Origin of the sequence: Cytobacillus sp. IB215316, from assembly GCF_033963865.1 — a bacterium.
Lineage (GTDB): Bacteria > Bacillota > Bacilli > Bacillales > SM2101 > Nanhaiella > Nanhaiella sioensis.
Genome location: NZ_JAXBMC010000005.1, coordinates 172,064 through 189,066, shown reverse-complemented (window position 1 = coordinate 189,066; position 17,003 = coordinate 172,064). Strand labels below are relative to the sequence as shown.

Genomic DNA, 17,003 nt, shown 5'->3' with positions numbered 1-17,003 from the left:
TTTCCTCTGTGAAAAATGGGTAGTCATTATCCGCATATGTCTGTATCAACTCTTTCATTAAACCCATATACATAACCTAAAATAGATTACACATTTTTGGAGATGAAGGATTGATGCTAAAAAAAACTGTCTTAATTATTGCATCCCATCCTGATGACGAGCTGCTTGGTTCGGGTGCAACTATAAAAAAATTAATAAATGGTGGCTATGAAGTTATTACTGTAATAACTGCTCAAGGCCGTAACAAAGAAGATGAATATATCACCAACTGCTGTATAGAAGCAAATAAAGAGTTAGGTGTAAAAGAAGTTATTTTCCTCGAGTATCCTAATTTAGAAATGGAAACTTTCCCACTTCACCTTATTAATAAGAAAATTGAAAAGTTAATTACAATATATCAACCTTGTAAAATATTCACTCACCATTATGGCGATTTAAATAAGGACCATCAAGTTACATTTCAAGCTGTTATGACTGCTGCACGTCCTATAGCTGGAAGTGCCCCAATCGACATAATTTGCTTTGAAACAGTTTCATCTACCGAATGGACTCACCATACCAATGATCAAACTTTTAAACCAAATTACTATGTTGACGTAACTGATACAATCGATAATAAATTGAATGCCCTTAAACATTACGATGTTGAAATGCGCCCTTTCCCCCACCCCCGTTCGTTTGATGGAATAAAGTTTTTAGCAAGGTATAGAGGGATGACAGTTGGTGTACATTATGCTGAGGCTTTTGAAATTATTAGGAGGATCCAACATGAAGACAATTGGTGATTTTTCAAATAAACAGATAACAATTTCCAAGTTAGCGAAACTACAAGTTCCCGCACCAGATTTACTTGCCATGATGGATCATCATTTCCAACAACAGATACTTAAGAAAGACAAGAAAGATCCATTCGAGGATTCAAATAACGACAACATTCAATCTTCAACAACATGAAACATGATGACAAATCAAACTAGAGGGCACAAAGGGGAAGTGGACATTGAGAATATTACTAACGACTTTCTGGAACTATCCTCATGTTGGAGGTTTATCTAACTATATCACTAATCTAAAACACGGCTTGGAGAATCGTGGCCATGTCGTTGAAATTACATGTCCAAACGAGTTTGATGGTTATGTAAACACAAAGAACAACATAAGTGACTATTTGTGGAAATTTTATCAACAACGCTACGGTAAAGATAAGAAGAAGTTTTTTCAGCTTGACGTTAACTTTTACACATATTTAACACATTTAAGTCAACAAAACCTTGAGGGTTATGATATTTTACACGCTCAGGATTTAGCAACTGCGTATATTTTAGGTATGCTTAATGAACATTATGAAAAACCACTACTTTATACTCCTCACGGGATTTTAAGCCTCAATAGAATAAAATTTAAAGAAGTAGACAAAGATTCACTTTCAGCAAGGTACTTTATTGAAATTGATAAAAGGGCTGTTCAATCTGCGGATAAGATTATCATCCTATCAGATCATTTCCGTGAACCGCTAAAGCAACTAGGTGCACACGATTCAAAAATGCTAACAGTTCATACAGGAATAGAAGAAAATGAAGAAATAGAGTACACCAAAGGTGCAAACCGTCATCAAACGATCATTTCTTGTATTGCTCGCCTTACTCAACGTAAGGGTCACCATATTTTGTTAGAAGCCCTAAACATGATTAAAGAGCATTTAGATCATGTAGAAATTAGGATTATTGGTGACGGTAAGACGAGAGAGGATTTAGAACAACAAGCACAACATTTACGTTTGTCAAATGTAGTGTTCTTAGGAAGTAGAGACGACATCCCTCAGCTATTAAAGGAAACGGACATTTTTGTTTTACCTACTATAAATGATAGTCTACCAATTTCTATCATTGAAGCGATGCATATGGGGTTACCTATCGTTTCATCATATGTAGGAGGAATCCCCGAATTAATTCATCATCAGAAGGAAGGTTTACTTTCAACACCAGGTGACATTGAAACACTCTCAAAGCATCTGCTACTACTTATCCAAAATCCCTCTTTAAGAAACGAACTAGGGGAAAATGCCCGCAAGTTTGCACAAGCTGAGCTAACAGTTAACGAGATGTCAAGAAAAATTGAACAGGAGTACCAATCTTTATTATAGAAAGGTAGTTGAAATATGGTTGAGCGTAAGCATCCTGCAATCGTTCTTGATTTAAGTGCAAATGGAATTGGTATTGTAAGAAGTTTAGGTAGAAAAGGAGTGGATGTATACGCCTTTGATACAGGAAAAAAATACAAAATCGGCAAAACATGTTATGCAACATGTAAGAGTTGTCCTGACCCTATTAAAGATGAAGACGGCTTGCTTACCTTCCTATTAAATTTAGGTAAGACATTTTGTTGTAAAGCTGTGCTATATGCTGGTTCAGATGATTTTCTCTATTTTATGTCAAAGCATAGAGAAATATTGTCTATGTATTATTTATTTTTATTACCTGAGCACTCAACTATTCATGCATTAATCGATAAACGTTTAACGTATGAACTAGCTACAAAGTATAATATTCCATGCCCGACAACTTTTTTTTTAGATCAGGAAGAGGAATTGGAAGATATTCTTAACAAATTAACATTTCCGTGTATTATAAAGCCTGTTTATGGACATAAGTTTCGTCAACATATTAATAAAAAAATTATCATGGTTCATAGTGCAGAAGAATTAAAAACTGTTTTTCCTTACTATCGGCAATTTGGTGAGTTAATGCTACAAGAATTTATTCCCGGTGATGACAGCACTTTTTACAAACTGGCGACTTTTCTTGATGAAGATATGAATGTAAAGGCTCTTTTCACACTACAAAAAATTCATCAATTCCCGCCAAATATGGGTACAGGTGCCCTCATTATTAGTAAAAGAGATGAAGAAATTATTGATGTTGGCTTACCATTTCTAAAAGAATTGGAGTGTAGGGGAGTAGCCATGGCCGAATTTAAAAAAGATCCCCGTGATGGTGAACTTAAGTTTATTGAGATCAATTCTAGATTATGGCTTTCTCATAGTTTAACAGAGGCTTGTGGTATAGATTTTGCTTATTTATACTACCTATACTTAACAGGTCAAGACCCTGAACCGCGATTGTATCAAATAGAAGACATTAAATGGATTTATCTTGTACGGTATTACCTTGCCTACCTCCAAAAAAGGGAATATGGTGAAATGACTTTTAATGACTTCAAGAAGGGACTATCTGGAAACAAACAATATGCACTATTCGCATGGGATGACCCGATGCCATTTTTGCGCAGTACATTTTCTCATCTTTATAATTCATGGAAAACTAAAAAACAGGAAGAAAACACATAATGGATATCGCCAACATTAAAAAGGTTTTTCAAAACACCGATTTTCATCATCAAATAAAACTTAGGTTTGGCAAATTTAAGTCATTTGTTCCTGATTCAATTCAGCAATTAAGAGCATCTGCGAAAAGTGTAATTTATAAATTAGACATCTCAACAGAATTTGGTATTCAACCAATTATTTTTAAACGTTATATAGGGTCAAAAAATAGAAATACTGTAGAAATCAATTTATATGAAAAAGCTCTCCCCTTTCTAAAAGAGTTCATGCCAACAATATACGCAACTAAATCAAATATATTTGATAACGAAACATGGATGTTAATAGAATATATTGAGCCTTTGCGTGGACGAATACCTCCTCCAAATCATTTTGACTATATCATACCAACAATTGCAAAATTACATGCCCACTCATATGAGCAAAATTTCTACGATAATATCGATTTGTTTAACCCCTGGTTTCCAACATTTCATTCGAAGAAAATGAAAACACGAAGACAAGCTAAAATACAAAAAACAAAATTGTATCTTATTGATGCGTTACACCATAAGCGCTTAAAGAAAATGATAGAACCTACGCACAGCATGATACAACAAATATTAAGTGAAAGCTCTTTATCATTTTCTGAACTAGTAAAGAATGGACAATGCATCGTACACGGTGACCTTCATTTACAAAATATATGCTGCAATCATTTTCATCAAAATACTAACAACCATATTCAAATGATTGATTGGGAATCGTCTAGATTTGCATCAGGTTGGTTTGATATCAATTTACTAGTTGAAAGATATCTTGGGTTACGTAATTCCGAGAAAAACAATGATGATAGCATTCGAAACCATTGTGTTCAATTATATACTAAGGAAATGAACAAAAGAGGAATCTCCTTTCAAGGTGACCCTATGATATTATATAAAATGTCTTATTTACAGTACGTCCTTGAAACTGGCTTACTAGTACAATTACAAAAAGAGTTTGATGGTAACAAAGGTGTATTGCTTACCTATTATCTAGACAAAGTTTTGATTTGGGGTAAAGAACTCAATTTGTATAGCTAATGCTTTTCTAGATGTTCAAACAAAACGTTCGTTAAAAAGGCACTATTCAAAAATTATAGATTGTACGAAATTGCTATCTTGTTAACGAAGAAAAGCTACAGTTAACGCTAGTTATGAAAAGAGGCCGAGCTTTAACATAGCTACATACAAAAAGGTGTATCCCACTCAAAGATATAGAGGAAGGCTACACCTACTTCAGCTTGTTATATTAAGTATTCACTGATTTTGACCGCAATGCTTTCGGTATATACACACAGAATGGTTCACTTTCTAAAAAATTTCCAGTCACTGCATACGATCTTGCACGTGAGCCACCACAAACAAAGCGGAATTCACATACACCACATTTCCCTTTAAATTTGTCTGGATTTCGCAAATCTTTGAAGATAGGAGAATTTCTATAAATATCCGCTAATGTCTTCTCTCTAATATTTCCAGCTTTGACAGGCAGTAATCCACTAGGAAATACATCACCAATATGAGATATAAAAACAAAACCATTGCCGTCATTGACACCTTTTGGTGCTCGACCTAAACCATCAATTTGACCCGTTTTTCCTTCGTTTAAGGCATCTGCATAACGAATAGCTCGATCTGTATCTTTTGCTTCTTTCATTTTCTGTTGAATAACGACACGACGATAATGTTGTGCTGCTGTTGTTTTAATATCAAACGGTACCTTTTTACTTAATTCATATAGCCAGTGAAAAATCTGTTCGTGTTGTACTGGGGATACCATATCTGACTCTTTCCCCCTTCCGGTAGGAACGAGAAAAAATACACTCCACAGGACGCATTTTAACTCTTCTACAACCTTAGCCATCTCTTCTAGCACATCAACATTGTAGCGAGAAATCACTGTATTAATTTGCACTGGAATTTCTAACTCGTGTAAATATTTTATGGCATTCATTGTTAAATCAAATGATCCTTTCGTTCCACGAAAATGATCATGTACTTCAGCAGTTGGACCGTCTAAACTAAAAGCCCACCGTGCTAAACCAACCTCTTTTGCCTTCTCAATCGCTTGTTTAGTTACATTGGGAGTGGCACTAGGTGTCATGGATACCCTTACACCTTTTTTTATCGCATAATCTGCAATATCATATACATCTTCCCTCATCAAAGGGTCTCCACCTGTAAACACCAACATTGGATTATCCATTTCATAAATCTGATCTATTAATTGTTTACCTTCCTCAAAGGATAATTCTCTAGGGTCCCGTCTAGTTTGAGCTTTTGCTCGACAATGCAAGCAGTGTAATTGACAAGCACGCGTTAATTCCCAAATGACTATAAATGGATTTTTATAAAAATCTCGATCAAACATAAGGACTACCTCCTCAACATTCATGTAAATATTGTAATTATTTTGATTTGAGTATGTATGTGATATGCATCACATATTCTTGTGGACAAATTGTGAATGGTAACTATTGAAAAAATTATTAACAAGTGAACTGAATCACACCAAACTTAATTGAAAATTATTATCATTAAATCAAAGGATATGACGAGGAGGAATAAAAAATGAACGATATAAAAGCAAAGAACATCGTTGAGTTAGATGTGAGAGAAGATATAAATAAAAAGCTTCAGCCATTTCAAAAAATAACAAATACTGTTTCTTCATTGAAAGATGATGACATTTTTATATTACACGCACCTATTAAACCTACACCGCTACTTACAATTATGAAAACAAAAGGTTTTACTTATACCGTTGAGAAGGTAGCAGCAAAGCATTGGAAAGTGACCTTCGTGCGAGGTGAGAAAAATGATTCTTGATAATAGAGGTTTAGAGCCTCCCCAACCAATGATGAGAACACTTGCAGCATTGGAAAAACTTCAAGATAACGAAGTTCTTTCAATTATTAATGATAGACGACCTATGTTCTTATATGAGCAATTGGATGAACTCAAATATACGCACCATACTAAACAGCTAGACGATGGTACTTATCAAATTGATATTAGAAGATGAAAACGGGTGATACTTTATGTTTCCAAAGCAAGCTACGACTGAAACGAATATAAAGCTTCCATTTTTATTTATTTTTTTTAGTTTATTAGCCTTTCTAGCAAGTCAATTTATTCTGGTTTTTCAAGGTGAGAATATCGTAAAAGGTTTATATAGAATACCTGAAATATGGAGTAGTGCACATTTGCTTATTCTCGGATGGGCAGTGATGGTGGCTATGGGGGCAATGTACCAACTTGTTCCTGTTGTCTTCCTTACTCCTATTTGGAGTGAACGCTTAGGCTTTCTTCAATTTTTCTTAAGTGCTATAGGAGTTTCTAGCCTGGCTTTATCATTTGTATTTGCACCTAAAACAATTCTATACAGTGGAAGTATTGCTTTATTTTCAATATTATTATTTATCTTTCAAATGTTGATGACTATGAAAAAACAAGAAAAATTTAATATACTTACATTGTTTGTTGGCAGTGCACTCATTTGCTTATTGCTTACATTAGCTTTAGGAATATTGTTAGCATATAATTTGCAGTTCGAAACAGTATTATTTCAACATATCCCACTGTTAAAAACACATATTTTATTTGGAATCACAGGCTGGTTTACTTTATTGATTTTTGGTTTTTCTTATAAAATGGTGCCGATGTTTGCTCTTGCACACGGATTTTCAATGAAATTAGCCGCTTGGGTATATAGTGCTTATGTATGCGGCTTATTTTTAACAGCATTATCTTTTTTACTAGATATTTCAACTTTATTACCAATAGGTGTCAGTGGATTATTCATTGGCTTTAGTCTATTTACAGGGCATATTTATACCATTCTAACAAAAAGAATTAAGAAGAAGCTTGATAAACCTTTTATCTTTTCATTATTAGCTATTATAAATGGGTTTTTCATTCATTTTTTTGCAATGATTATCTCTTTTTTCCCTAGTCTCCATCATTGGTTTCCAATACTTATATTACTCTATATTATCGCTTGGATTGTGTTAAGTATTATGGGATACCTATACAAAATAGTTCCGTTTTTATGGTGGACGCATCGATATAGCAAAGAGATAGGTAAAGAATCTGTTCCTACGTTAAAAGATATGATTAATGAGAAAATGAGCATACCTACTTTTCTTGCTTTTCTAATAAGCATTGTTGGAATAGCTTTATCTATTATCGTAAAGAGTGTTCCGTTATATACGATCAGTCAATTAGTAATGTTATTAACTACTGCCACCTTTTGTTTTTCAATTGGCAACGTCATTCGGAAATAAGGAGGAGATTTTAATGAGCTTAACAGAAAAAGTGTACAGTCGTCTATATGAAGTAATTGATCCGGAGTTAAACATAAATATTGTTGACCTCGGTTTGATTTATGATGTTACTATATCCACAGCTAATGATGTGTCAATTATCATGACATTAACTACCCCTGGTTGCCCTTTACACGATAGCATTGTAAATGGTGTTAAGCATGTTATCGAGCAACTGGGAGAGGTTCATACAGTTAACGTGCAACTTGTATGGGAGCCAGCATGGACACCGCAACGCATGTCACAAAGAGCATTACAAACTTTACAAGGAATATAGTGTCTGCATGTAAATAAACTCGAACTCGGTGAATCAGGTGGTAACTCTCCTCCACCTGATTGGTTGTTGAATCTTAATAGCAGGCTGTTTTCGCATTGATTGTTGCTTTTCGTTAGCACGTATATATCTAGCCTTCGTGGCATCTTTTCTACTTATACAATTATTGAGTCTCATAAAAATCGTAATTTAGTCCATTTTAAATTAAAATAGCAACTAAGTTTGCGAAAAGAGCCTTTAATAAACATGCACACAACTTGGGTTTGGGGAACTTTTCTTCTATAACATGATGACTAACATTTAAGCTACTTCTTATAGTACAAATTTGTTAAGAATAGCATCATATTGAAACTGTGATGCTAGCCATTTACCCTAACAACATTACTTTTGAAACAAGAAACAATTCCGCTCTTAGCCAAGGGCTTTTTTTCATGAATTGTTATTTTTTTCATAAGAAATAAACAAAGTTGCATCTTTCCTTCTATATATCGATGACTAATGAGTAGTAAAACAACAATTTTATCTTATAGATTAGGCGTAAAAGTAACAAAGCTAAGTCATTTTTTCGGCTAGAATAGAAAAAAGCTAAACTAATGGCAGCATAAAGAGAGATGAAGTTATTTAATCTCCACCTCTCTTACAATAATATCTAAAATATTTATACATCAGATGTATTTTACTACATGATTATCCATGAACTCCTAAAGCAATTTTTGCATATCTTGACATGCGATCTTTACTCCAAGGTGGGCTCCAAACAATACTAACTTCTGTCTCTTTTACTTCTGGTATATCCGCTAAATTTCTCTTTACATCTTCAGAAATAGTTCCTGCTAATGGGCATCCCATAGAAGTGAGAGTCATTGTAACAGTCGCAGTCCCATTATCATCTATATCAACACCATACACTAAGCCTAAATTAACAATATCAATACCTAACTCTGGATCAAGCACATTTTCAAGTGCGCCCATTATATTTTCTTCTAAAGCTTTATCCATGTTTTTCACCCTTTCGACCTACTTGAGAATCATTTTCATTATATCATATATGTACTAATTAGCAAAAAAATTACTTCTTTTCAGTACATTTTCTTATAGAAAATATGAACGATTTGTTACATTTATTGTCGCAAATACTAGCGATATGAGAATGAATTAACATCGTCAGATATTAATGAATCGTACTTGCTCTTATTATTTTTCATTTTATTACAAAATAGTGGACAAATTTTTTCCATTCAAGGTACACTTAAAACAATCGATGATTATTTTCTATTATGTAAATAGTATAATAAATGTTTTATTATGTAAGATAAATTATTTTTACAAAGGAGATATTATGAGCTTTCAACAACATTTAATTGCATTAGATTTAGACGGTACTTTATTAACTGATGATAAAAAGATTTCCTCATATACAAAAGAAATGATCATGAAGGCTCAAATGGCAGGTCATATTGTTGTTATTGCAACTGGAAGACCCTATAGAGCTAGTGAAATTTATTATAATGAGCTTAATTTAAAAACACCCATTGTTAATTTTAATGGTGCCTTCGTTCATCATCCAATCGATCACAATTGGGGATTATATCATACCCCACTTCATTTAAATACAGCGAAGGATATCGTGGAAGCTAGTGAGCAATATGATATTAAGAATATTTTAGCTGAAGTGATGGATGATATTTATTTTCATTATCATGATGAAAAGTATTTAAATATCTTTAACTTCGGCAACCCGAAAATTGAAACAGGTGACTTAAAGCAAATTTTAACTCACGACCCTACGAGTATTTTAATTCATGCAGAAGAGAGCCACGTACAAGAAATTCGTTCCTATTTATCAGATGTACATGCAGAAATGATTGATCATCGCAAATGGGGAGCACCGTGGCACATTATAGAGATTGTAAAAGCTGGATTAAATAAAGCCGTTGGTTTGAAAAAAATTGCTGACTATTATCAAATTCCTCGCAGCCGCATAATAGCTTTTGGCGATGAAGACAATGATTTAGAAATGATTGATTATGCTGGATTTGGAATTGCTATGGGAAATGCGATTGATGAATTAAAGTCCCTTGCTAAAGATATTACCACTACAAACGAACAAGATGGAGTCGGTAAGGCTTTAGCTAATATATTAAAACTTGATAACTAAATGATAATGGTTATTTAATGTTCTAACTAACATTTAAAACCCTATAACAAATGAAATTTTTTCATTTTTTGTTACCTAATGTACGTTTAAATAAAGACTTACTTGAGCACCTTGTCTTTTACCCAATCACGTCTAATAATATTTTTTACAAATAACAACAAAGTATATAATAAGAGCCTTAACCTAATCATTCATGTATATATAAACAATTGTTAGCCAAAATATAAATGATACTGACTCAATCAATCGAGTGTAGCTGAAGAGAATCCAAGTAACATTTTCAATATACACCTAGAAATCGATTTTGTTGAGTCAGTTTCTTCAGGATGATTAAAGGGGGGCTACTGATGGGTAAACGTAATAAATCCAAACGCTTCGTTCAACAAGGTGTTGACGCTGTAGAAAAACATGATGAACGGATCCCTTATCACACGACATATGCAGAGGCAGAGGAAAGGCAAAAAATTTCAAATGTTAAAGAATCATCAATTGGTGGGGCATAACGATGGGAAATCAATTATTTCAACAAGCTCGAGAAGCAGTTCAATTAGCTGAACAGGCTGCTCAATCTGAAGATGCCTTGTCAGTGGCAAAAAACGCACTGTCCTCAGCATATGCAAACTCAACGATTGCTGAAAAAAAGCAGTTAAGAGAGCTTCAAAATAGGTTAGACAATTTACAACATTAATTAATTGTTAAAATATTTATTTCGGTGTAAGGGTAGGAAATAAGCTAAAAAGTAGCTCTTGATTTCCTACCCTTTCTAATTGATTATTCTTTTCGAAATAAGCCAAAGATACCTGCTGTTTGAACAATATTAGTAAATGCATTCTCGTCGACCTTTTTGATGATTCTTTCTAAATCATACAATTCATACCTCGTGATTACGATAATCATCATTTCTTGACTTTCATTTGAAAAGCCACCCTTTGCAGGTACTGTCGTAATTCCCCTCACTAGCTTTGAGTGAATTGCCTCTTTTAGCTCATCTGCTTTTTTTGTAATGATCATCGCTGTTAGTTTTTCATGTCTAGTATGTATTGAATCAATCACTCTTGTCGCTACATATAAGGTCACTAACGTATATAGTGCGTATTCCCAACCATATAAAGAACCGGTTGTGATAATGATTACGGCATTTAATGAGAAGAAATATACACCAATAGGACGATCATTGATTTTAGATAAAACTAGCGTGATTATATCAAGACCACCTGTAGAAGCGCCATATTTCAATGTGAAACCAATCCCTACTGCTTGAATGACTCCACCAAAAACTGCATTCAATAAAATATCTTCAGAAACATGAACGATAGGTAATATTTGAAGAAAGAATGACATCGATACGACACTTAAAAAACTATACAGGGTAAACCTTTTCCCTACTTTTTTCCAACCTAGGATCGCAACTGGCACATTTAGTAAGAACAGAAAAATACCTGTTGATATTTGAAATGGTGTGAATTGTCCAGTAATGCTCGATAGTAACTGCGAAAGACCTGCAAAGCCTCCAGCATAAATATTGGCAGGAATTAAAAAGAAATTAAGTGCTAATGCATTTAATAATGCACCTAAGATGACTATTACAAACTTTTTTACTTCATGCATAATTACTATGATTCCCCTTTATAAGCTAAATTTCTACTCCCAAAACTTGAATATTCTAACGGTTCATTTTATGAAGCTGTACGTTTTATTTGTTGTTATTCTTAGTAAAATATAAACGATTAACTATATAAGTATAGTAGCTACAAATTCTAAATAAAGTGTCTTTATTAACTATTTTCACTGCTGTGATGTATTAAATTAAACATATTCTACCCAAACTTGCAATACTATAATTTCTTTTGTCATGATAAACTTATTGAGTAGGCTTAAATTTATTAATGTAGCAATTTATTTAAAGAGGTGCTTGGATGAATACAAATATTATTGCAGACAGCGGCAGTGACTTACCGCTTGATTTTTATCGGAATTCAAATGTAGATTTAGTTCCTTTATGTGTTAATGTTGATGGAACAGAATACGAAGATTTACTCTCTATCAAACCTAAGCAAGTATATGATGCGATGCGACAAGGAAAGGTAGCAAAAACATCACAAGCCAAGCCTAGCGAGCTAAGAAAACTATTCTTAAACTTAGCAAAACAGCAGAAATCATCAATTTATATCGCTTTTTCTTCTGAGCTGTCCGGCACATATCAAACAGCAATGTTAATGAGAGAGCAAGTTTTAGAAGAATATCCAAATTTTGAACTTACAATTATTGATTCAAAATGTGCTTCTTTAGGATACGGATTAATTGTAGAAAAGGCTGTAGAGCTATCAAAAACACTAGCATATCAAGATCTCATAGAAGCTATCCAGTTCCACTGTAAGCATATGGAACACATATTTACAGTTGATAACTTAGAATATTTGGCTCGCGGAGGAAGAGTTAGTAGAACCTCTGCTTTTGTAGGAGGTTTACTAAATATTAAGCCTTTATTGCATGTTGAGGATGGAAAGCTAATTCCATTAGAAAAAATTAGAGGTAACAAAAAAGTGATCAAACGTATGATTGATCTTATGAGAGAACGAGGAGTTGATTTATCGACTCAAACGATCGGTATCAGTCACGGAGATAATGAAGAGGGAGCACTATTGTTACAAGAAAAAATTAAAGATGAGTTTGGCTGCGATCAATTTTTAATAAATACAATAGGCTGTGCGATTGGAGCACATGCTGGACCAGGGACACTAGCGTTATTTTTCTTGAATGATAAGTATAGTTAATAAGCTACATACATTCTCACTAACGCGGACAAGCTAATATAGATTATAACTAAAGGCTCTTTTCCTTTCATTGTTGTTGTATTGACTGTAACGAGAAAAAATTATCCAGTTATATCGCATACCAACAGTCAATTTGAAATCAGCCGATTTAAAAGGAGTGTCTCTTTATGCCGCATACGAGTGATAATGACAAAAAAGCAAAAGATAATAATGCACTGCACCACAAACAAAATTTACAAAAAGAACAAAATCGTAAACGTGGTGAACGCCAATATTCACAGGATACAGATCATAAATAAGCATTACAAACACTGCATTACATTTCCAAATTCCAAATAAAGAGTTATTACCCAACTCTCGGAGGCTGCCCTCTGAGGGTTTTCTGTTTAAGCTAAATTAATGATAAAATTATAAAGGCTAGTAGTTATTCATAATAATCTTCTATACAGCTAGAGGTTCGCAGTATCTTTGCTTGTCAAATTTACTTAACTTGCTGTGCAAATTAAATAACAATAACATCCGTGTTTACAATATAAAAACAGCCATCACTCGATGAGTAAATGGCTGTTTTGTATGTTAGTATTTCGTTAATCAACCAGTTGCTTTACTACTTGCTGAACCAGCTTGATTCAATCTTTCAATTAATCCAGAACCAAATTCCGGAGAAACAGGATTATGTTGATCTGATAAAATACCTTCTCGTAACTCATAAGCTGTTGAACCGTGCTCAGCAAAATCTAAGCCGCCGATCTCTTCTTCACGAGATACTCTAATTGATCCAAGACGAGTCATAATGAATAGTGCAACACCTAATGTGGCAACGGTCCATACGATTACTGCTGTAATTCCTAAGGCTTGAATACCAAGTAATTGAACTCCACCACCGTAAACTAATCCTGCTTGAGTATCGAAGAAGCCAACTGCTAATGTTCCCCAAATTCCAGCAACTCCATGAACTGCGATTGCACCTACTGGATCATCAAGCTTTAACTTACGATCAATAAATTGTACTGCTTCAACTAAGATGATACCTGACACTAGGCCGATAATGATTGCACCAACTAAAGAAACGTTTGCAGTACCAGCTGTAATCCCAACTAATCCAGCTAAAGCACCATTTAAAGTTAATGAAGCATCAATTCTTTTATAGCGTAAGTTTGTGTAAAATGCAGATGCTAGAACACCGCACGATGCTGACAATAAGGTAGTTGTTACAACATGAGGTATTAATTCTGGATCAGCTGCTAAAGTACTTCCTCCGTTAAAACCAAACCAACCAAACCATAAAATGAATACACCTAGTGCCCCTAGTGGGATATTATGACCAGGAATGACATTTACTTTACCCTCAGAGTATTTGCCAATTCTTGCACCAAGAAAGAATACTGCAACTACTGCACCAAGTGCACCTGTTAAATGAACAACTGTTGATCCTGCAAAATCGACGAAACCTAATTCAGCTAACCATCCGCCATTCCAAATCCAATGTCCAACTACAGGATAAATAAAACCTGTCATTAAAATCGTAATTAATAAATAGCTAGATAGCTTAATTCTTTCTGCTACGGCTCCTGAAATAATCGTTGCACATGTAGCTGAGAAAACTGCCTGGAATAAGAAGAATCCAACGTCAGCTTCATGACCATTTAAGGCAAATCCACTTGTACCGATAAATCCACCAGCACTTGATCCGAACATAATTCCATATCCAACTAGAAAATAAAGCACTGATGCGATTGAAATCGTCAACATGTTCTTCATTAATATATTTAATGCATTTTTAGAACGTGTAAATCCACTTTCTACCATTGCAAAACCAGCATGCATAAAGAATACAAGCAACGCTGCAACCATGATCCACATCATATCCATCGATGATTGTAATGCAGTGGTGGTTGGACCCTCAGCGAAAGCAACAGACGACATGAATAAACTAATAATAAGTGTTAAAAGTGCTGTTCTTTTCATTCTTCTCAACTTAATCTCTCCCTTTCAATATTGGTTTTATCGAATTATAGTATTGCTTGCTTTCCAGTTTCACCTGTACGAATCCTAACAGCATCTTCGATAGGTATGATAAAAATTTTCCCATCTCCCACACTGTTCGTACGACATATCGATTGAATGATGTTAATGATTTCGTCTACCTTTTCGTTTTCAACGACCATTTCTACTTTAATTTTTGGTACTAATGTGATTTCAAATTTACTTCCCCTAAATACCCCTTTTTGACCTTTTTGCTTACCACATCCAGCAACCTCTGAAACAGTAAGCCCATTGACACCGATAGTTTCTAATTTATTGCGTAGATCCTGAAAGTGTTCAGGACGAAAAATCGCTTCAACTTTTTTCAATTTCATATCCCCCTCTAACCTACATGTTATATAAGTTAACGCCATCGTGTTATATTATGTATCTTATTCTAAGTGAAGTTTCAGAAAAAAGCAACAATTTTTTTGCGTTTTATGTTAGAAAATATAACATGAATTAAATTTTACAAATAAAAGCACATTCTTCTGTGAAGCATATCGCTAAAATATTGACTACCTACTACTAGTGGAGATAATCTAGTAAAGGATATATTTTATATATGATCATTTAAAATGAATAAAAGGAGTTTAATATTAATGAAAAAAAGGTTGCTCGTTTTCCTATTTATACCATTCATCCTTATACAAGGCGTATTAGTCCAAGCTGAAAATAATGAGGCTCCAACTTTGGAGGATGAAACGATCTATTATGTAATAGTGGAGAAATTCTTTAACGGTGATGTATCAAATGATCAAAAAGTTCCAAATGACGGTTACGGGGGTGACATAAAGGGCGTTATACAAAAACTCGATTATATTGAAGAAATGGGTTTTAGTACTATAATGTTATCATCCATTTTTAACGATGACTTTAGTAACGATAATGAAAATCTCACTATCAAGGAATACTATGGTACGAAAGAGGATTTAATAGCGTTAGTAGACGAAGCTCATAAACGGAATATGAAGATAATTGTAGATGTTGAAACAACAATGGAAATGCCAAATAATATTGCGGAAGCTTACATATCTTTGCAAGAAGAAACAGATATTGATGGTTATCATATATTAAATATTGGCTTGTACCCTAGTGATTTCTGGAAGGAATTTATTAACGATATCAAATCAAGCAATCAAAATTTATTCTTGCTTGCAGATGAACTAACTATAGAATCTCAACTTGAACACACGTATAACGGTATAGGCTTTGACGCAATTGTAAGTCGTTCCTATTACGAAGAAGCTTCTAGTAAATTTGTAACAATTGATCTACCACTTGATACAATTAATAATGTATTTAACGAAACAAATAACAACCAGGAACAATCCGAAACGACAGTGAAAATGATCGATAGTCCTCAAACAGATAGATTTACAAGGAAAGCCACCGCACTGGATCAATATCCCGTTACAAGAATCAAACAAGCTTTGGTTCATTTGTATACAACACCTGGGGCGCCTGTTGTATTATATGGGTCTGAAATAGCATTAGATGGTGGTAATGGAATTCCTAATCAACTACTAATGAATTTTCGAACTGAGAAAGAATTATCTGATTATATAACTAAATTAAGTGAACTTAGAAGCACACTACCTTCATTAACCTATGGAGACTTTGAAATGTTATATGAGGAAGATGGCATGCTAGTCATGAAGCGGACATATAAAGAAGAAACAGCTATTGCTGTTATCAACAATACCTCCGAAACAAAGACAGTACACATAGATACAACTACGCTTGAAGATGGAAAAGAACTTAGAGGATTATTAGCTGGAGATTTAATTAGAAGTGATGAACAGGGATACAAGGTAACTATTGACCGGGAGGAAGCAGAAATTTATGTTCTTGCTGAGAAAACCGGTGTAAATTTACCATTTATGCTAATGGTCTTTGCTGTTCCAGCCTTGTTTTTACTATTTTTATTTGTGAATAAAAAGGTCCATAACAAATAAGAGGATATTCTAAGTTCAGAAATTAACATGAGTGATTTAGACAAGCGCCTCGACGCCCAATGAATGTATTAGAAGGGCTATTCTACGAGGCGCTTTGTTCTAAAAACCTGCTTATAGAGCCAT

The 17,003-nt window shown here is 34.0% G+C and carries 20 protein-coding genes; 15 read left to right on the top strand and 5 right to left on the bottom strand.

From position 1 onward, the window contains the following. Window positions 1-113 precede the first annotated feature (113 nt). Genes SLH48_RS11110 through SLH48_RS11090 form a run of 5 tightly spaced genes read left to right on the top strand, consistent with a single transcriptional unit; the run spans window position 114 to window position 4,407 of the window. Window positions 114-785: a PIG-L deacetylase family protein gene (locus tag SLH48_RS11110; protein WP_320258257.1), complete on the top strand. Its 672-nt coding sequence runs from the start codon at window positions 114-116 to the stop codon at window positions 783-785. Further along, window positions 769-954, top strand: coding sequence for a hypothetical protein (locus tag SLH48_RS11105; protein WP_214482533.1), 186 nt, complete (start codon window positions 769-771; stop codon window positions 952-954). Before SLH48_RS11110 ends, SLH48_RS11105 begins: the two co-directional genes overlap by 17 nt. Before the next feature lie 46 nt (window positions 955-1,000). Continuing rightward, complete coding sequence (locus SLH48_RS11100) at window positions 1,001-2,143, top strand: glycosyltransferase family 4 protein (RefSeq protein WP_320258195.1); 1,143 nt, start codon at window positions 1,001-1,003, stop codon at window positions 2,141-2,143. A 15-nt stretch (window positions 2,144-2,158) separates the two neighbouring features. Continuing rightward, window positions 2,159-3,346 (top strand): carbamoyl-phosphate synthase, encoded by a 1,188-nt coding sequence (locus SLH48_RS11095; RefSeq protein ID WP_320258194.1) that lies wholly within the window; start codon window positions 2,159-2,161, stop codon window positions 3,344-3,346. Next, the gene (locus tag SLH48_RS11090) at window positions 3,346-4,407 is read left to right on the top strand and encodes an oxidoreductase family protein (protein ID WP_320258193.1); all 1,062 of its coding nucleotides are present in this window, start codon (window positions 3,346-3,348) and stop codon (window positions 4,405-4,407) included. Before SLH48_RS11095 ends, SLH48_RS11090 begins: the two co-directional genes overlap by 1 nt. Before the next feature lie 208 nt (window positions 4,408-4,615). On the opposite strand, the gene SLH48_RS11085 is transcribed toward SLH48_RS11090, so the two are convergent. Beyond that, a complete protein-coding gene (locus tag SLH48_RS11085; protein WP_320258192.1) occupies window positions 4,616-5,737 on the bottom strand; it encodes a TIGR04053 family radical SAM/SPASM domain-containing protein in 1,122 nt (373 codons plus the stop codon). A 200-nt stretch (window positions 5,738-5,937) separates the two neighbouring features. Here SLH48_RS11085 and SLH48_RS11080 point away from each other — a divergent pair, with 200 nt between their 5' ends. From SLH48_RS11080 to SLH48_RS11065, 4 genes are read left to right on the top strand one after another with little or no spacing between them, the layout of a single operon-like run. After that, the gene (locus SLH48_RS11080; RefSeq protein ID WP_320258191.1) at window positions 5,938-6,195 is read left to right on the top strand and encodes a DUF2249 domain-containing protein; all 258 of its coding nucleotides are present in this window, start codon (window positions 5,938-5,940) and stop codon (window positions 6,193-6,195) included. Beyond that, the gene (locus SLH48_RS11075; RefSeq protein ID WP_214482519.1) at window positions 6,185-6,391 is read left to right on the top strand and encodes a DUF2249 domain-containing protein; all 207 of its coding nucleotides are present in this window, start codon (window positions 6,185-6,187) and stop codon (window positions 6,389-6,391) included. Before SLH48_RS11080 ends, SLH48_RS11075 begins: the two co-directional genes overlap by 11 nt. Window positions 6,392-6,407: 16 nt before the next feature. Then, the gene (locus SLH48_RS11070; protein ID WP_320258190.1) at window positions 6,408-7,652 is read left to right on the top strand and encodes a hypothetical protein; all 1,245 of its coding nucleotides are present in this window, start codon (window positions 6,408-6,410) and stop codon (window positions 7,650-7,652) included. Window positions 7,653-7,665: 13 nt separating this feature from the next. Beyond that, window positions 7,666-7,968: a metal-sulfur cluster assembly factor gene (locus tag SLH48_RS11065; RefSeq protein WP_214482514.1), complete on the top strand. Its 303-nt coding sequence runs from the start codon at window positions 7,666-7,668 to the stop codon at window positions 7,966-7,968. A gap of 684 nt (window positions 7,969-8,652) precedes the next feature. On the opposite strand, the gene SLH48_RS11060 is transcribed toward SLH48_RS11065, so the two are convergent. Next, window positions 8,653-8,964, bottom strand: a complete 312-nt coding sequence (locus SLH48_RS11060) for a metal-sulfur cluster assembly factor (RefSeq protein WP_320208185.1) — start codon at window positions 8,962-8,964, stop codon at window positions 8,653-8,655. A 340-nt stretch (window positions 8,965-9,304) separates the two neighbouring features. Here SLH48_RS11060 and SLH48_RS11055 point away from each other — a divergent pair, with 340 nt between their 5' ends. The 3 genes from SLH48_RS11055 to SLH48_RS11045 all read left to right on the top strand — a co-directional run bounded on the left by SLH48_RS11055 (window position 9,305) and on the right by SLH48_RS11045 (window position 10,811). Then, window positions 9,305-10,123: a Cof-type HAD-IIB family hydrolase gene (locus tag SLH48_RS11055; protein ID WP_320258189.1), complete on the top strand. Its 819-nt coding sequence runs from the start codon at window positions 9,305-9,307 to the stop codon at window positions 10,121-10,123. 347 nt (window positions 10,124-10,470) lie between these two features. Next, a complete protein-coding gene (locus tag SLH48_RS11050; protein ID WP_214482509.1) occupies window positions 10,471-10,626 on the top strand; it encodes a hypothetical protein in 156 nt (51 codons plus the stop codon). Between the two features lie 2 nt (window positions 10,627-10,628). After that, window positions 10,629-10,811 carry a DUF3813 domain-containing protein gene (locus SLH48_RS11045; RefSeq protein ID WP_320258188.1) on the top strand — a complete coding sequence of 61 codons (183 nt, stop codon included), beginning with the start codon at window positions 10,629-10,631 and terminating at the stop codon, window positions 10,809-10,811. Window positions 10,812-10,894: 83 nt separating this feature from the next. Here the strand turns inward: SLH48_RS11045 and SLH48_RS11040 are convergent, their stop codons facing one another. Beyond that, window positions 10,895-11,731, bottom strand: a complete 837-nt coding sequence (locus tag SLH48_RS11040; protein ID WP_320208188.1) for a YitT family protein — start codon at window positions 11,729-11,731, stop codon at window positions 10,895-10,897. 308 nt (window positions 11,732-12,039) lie between these two features. Here SLH48_RS11040 and SLH48_RS11035 point away from each other — a divergent pair, with 308 nt between their 5' ends. Both SLH48_RS11035 and SLH48_RS11030 read left to right on the top strand, forming a co-directional pair. Beyond that, window positions 12,040-12,897 carry a DegV family protein gene (locus tag SLH48_RS11035; RefSeq protein WP_320208189.1) on the top strand — a complete coding sequence of 286 codons (858 nt, stop codon included), beginning with the start codon at window positions 12,040-12,042 and terminating at the stop codon, window positions 12,895-12,897. 167 nt (window positions 12,898-13,064) lie between these two features. Further along, the gene (locus SLH48_RS11030; RefSeq protein WP_214482502.1) at window positions 13,065-13,196 is read left to right on the top strand and encodes a DUF3941 domain-containing protein; all 132 of its coding nucleotides are present in this window, start codon (window positions 13,065-13,067) and stop codon (window positions 13,194-13,196) included. A 292-nt stretch (window positions 13,197-13,488) separates the two neighbouring features. Here the strand turns inward: SLH48_RS11030 and SLH48_RS11025 are convergent, their stop codons facing one another. Then, window positions 13,489-14,865, bottom strand: a complete 1,377-nt coding sequence (locus SLH48_RS11025; RefSeq protein ID WP_214482624.1) for an ammonium transporter — start codon at window positions 14,863-14,865, stop codon at window positions 13,489-13,491. Window positions 14,866-14,909: 44 nt separating this feature from the next. Next, entirely contained in the window at window positions 14,910-15,251 is a 342-nt protein-coding gene (locus tag SLH48_RS11020; protein ID WP_214482501.1) for a P-II family nitrogen regulator, read from the bottom strand. A gap of 273 nt (window positions 15,252-15,524) precedes the next feature. Between SLH48_RS11020 and SLH48_RS11015 the strand changes: the two genes are divergently transcribed. Then, window positions 15,525-16,880 carry an alpha-amylase family glycosyl hydrolase gene (locus tag SLH48_RS11015; RefSeq protein ID WP_320258187.1) on the top strand — a complete coding sequence of 452 codons (1,356 nt, stop codon included), beginning with the start codon at window positions 15,525-15,527 and terminating at the stop codon, window positions 16,878-16,880. Window positions 16,881-17,003 lie beyond the last annotated feature (123 nt).

Excerpts from the sequence above, each read along its gene's own strand:
- SLH48_RS11110 (WP_320258257.1), top strand. The coding sequence starts at position 114 with ATGCTAAAAAAAACTGTCTTAATTATTGCATCCCATCCTGATGACGAG.
- SLH48_RS11105 (WP_214482533.1), top strand. The coding sequence starts at position 769 with ATGAAGACAATTGGTGATTTTTCAAATAAACAGATAACAATTTCCAAG.
- SLH48_RS11095 (WP_320258194.1), top strand. The coding sequence starts at position 2,159 with ATGGTTGAGCGTAAGCATCCTGCAATCGTTCTTGATTTAAGTGCAAAT.
- SLH48_RS11090 (WP_320258193.1), top strand. The coding sequence starts at position 3,346 with ATGGATATCGCCAACATTAAAAAGGTTTTTCAAAACACCGATTTTCAT.
- SLH48_RS11085 (WP_320258192.1), bottom strand. The coding sequence starts at position 5,737 with ATGTTTGATCGAGATTTTTATAAAAATCCATTTATAGTCATTTGGGAA.
- SLH48_RS11080 (WP_320258191.1), top strand. The coding sequence starts at position 5,938 with ATGAACGATATAAAAGCAAAGAACATCGTTGAGTTAGATGTGAGAGAA.
- SLH48_RS11075 (WP_214482519.1), top strand. The coding sequence starts at position 6,185 with ATGATTCTTGATAATAGAGGTTTAGAGCCTCCCCAACCAATGATGAGA.
- SLH48_RS11070 (WP_320258190.1), top strand. The coding sequence starts at position 6,408 with ATGTTTCCAAAGCAAGCTACGACTGAAACGAATATAAAGCTTCCATTT.
- SLH48_RS11065 (WP_214482514.1), top strand. The coding sequence starts at position 7,666 with ATGAGCTTAACAGAAAAAGTGTACAGTCGTCTATATGAAGTAATTGAT.
- SLH48_RS11060 (WP_320208185.1), bottom strand. The coding sequence starts at position 8,964 with ATGGATAAAGCTTTAGAAGAAAATATAATGGGCGCACTTGAAAATGTG.
- SLH48_RS11055 (WP_320258189.1), top strand. The coding sequence starts at position 9,305 with ATGAGCTTTCAACAACATTTAATTGCATTAGATTTAGACGGTACTTTA.
- SLH48_RS11050 (WP_214482509.1), top strand. The coding sequence starts at position 10,471 with ATGGGTAAACGTAATAAATCCAAACGCTTCGTTCAACAAGGTGTTGAC.
- SLH48_RS11045 (WP_320258188.1), top strand. The coding sequence starts at position 10,629 with ATGGGAAATCAATTATTTCAACAAGCTCGAGAAGCAGTTCAATTAGCT.
- SLH48_RS11040 (WP_320208188.1), bottom strand. The coding sequence starts at position 11,731 with ATGCATGAAGTAAAAAAGTTTGTAATAGTCATCTTAGGTGCATTATTA.
- SLH48_RS11035 (WP_320208189.1), top strand. The coding sequence starts at position 12,040 with ATGAATACAAATATTATTGCAGACAGCGGCAGTGACTTACCGCTTGAT.
- SLH48_RS11030 (WP_214482502.1), top strand. The coding sequence starts at position 13,065 with ATGCCGCATACGAGTGATAATGACAAAAAAGCAAAAGATAATAATGCA.
- SLH48_RS11025 (WP_214482624.1), bottom strand. The coding sequence starts at position 14,865 with ATGAAAAGAACAGCACTTTTAACACTTATTATTAGTTTATTCATGTCG.
- SLH48_RS11015 (WP_320258187.1), top strand. The coding sequence starts at position 15,525 with ATGAAAAAAAGGTTGCTCGTTTTCCTATTTATACCATTCATCCTTATA.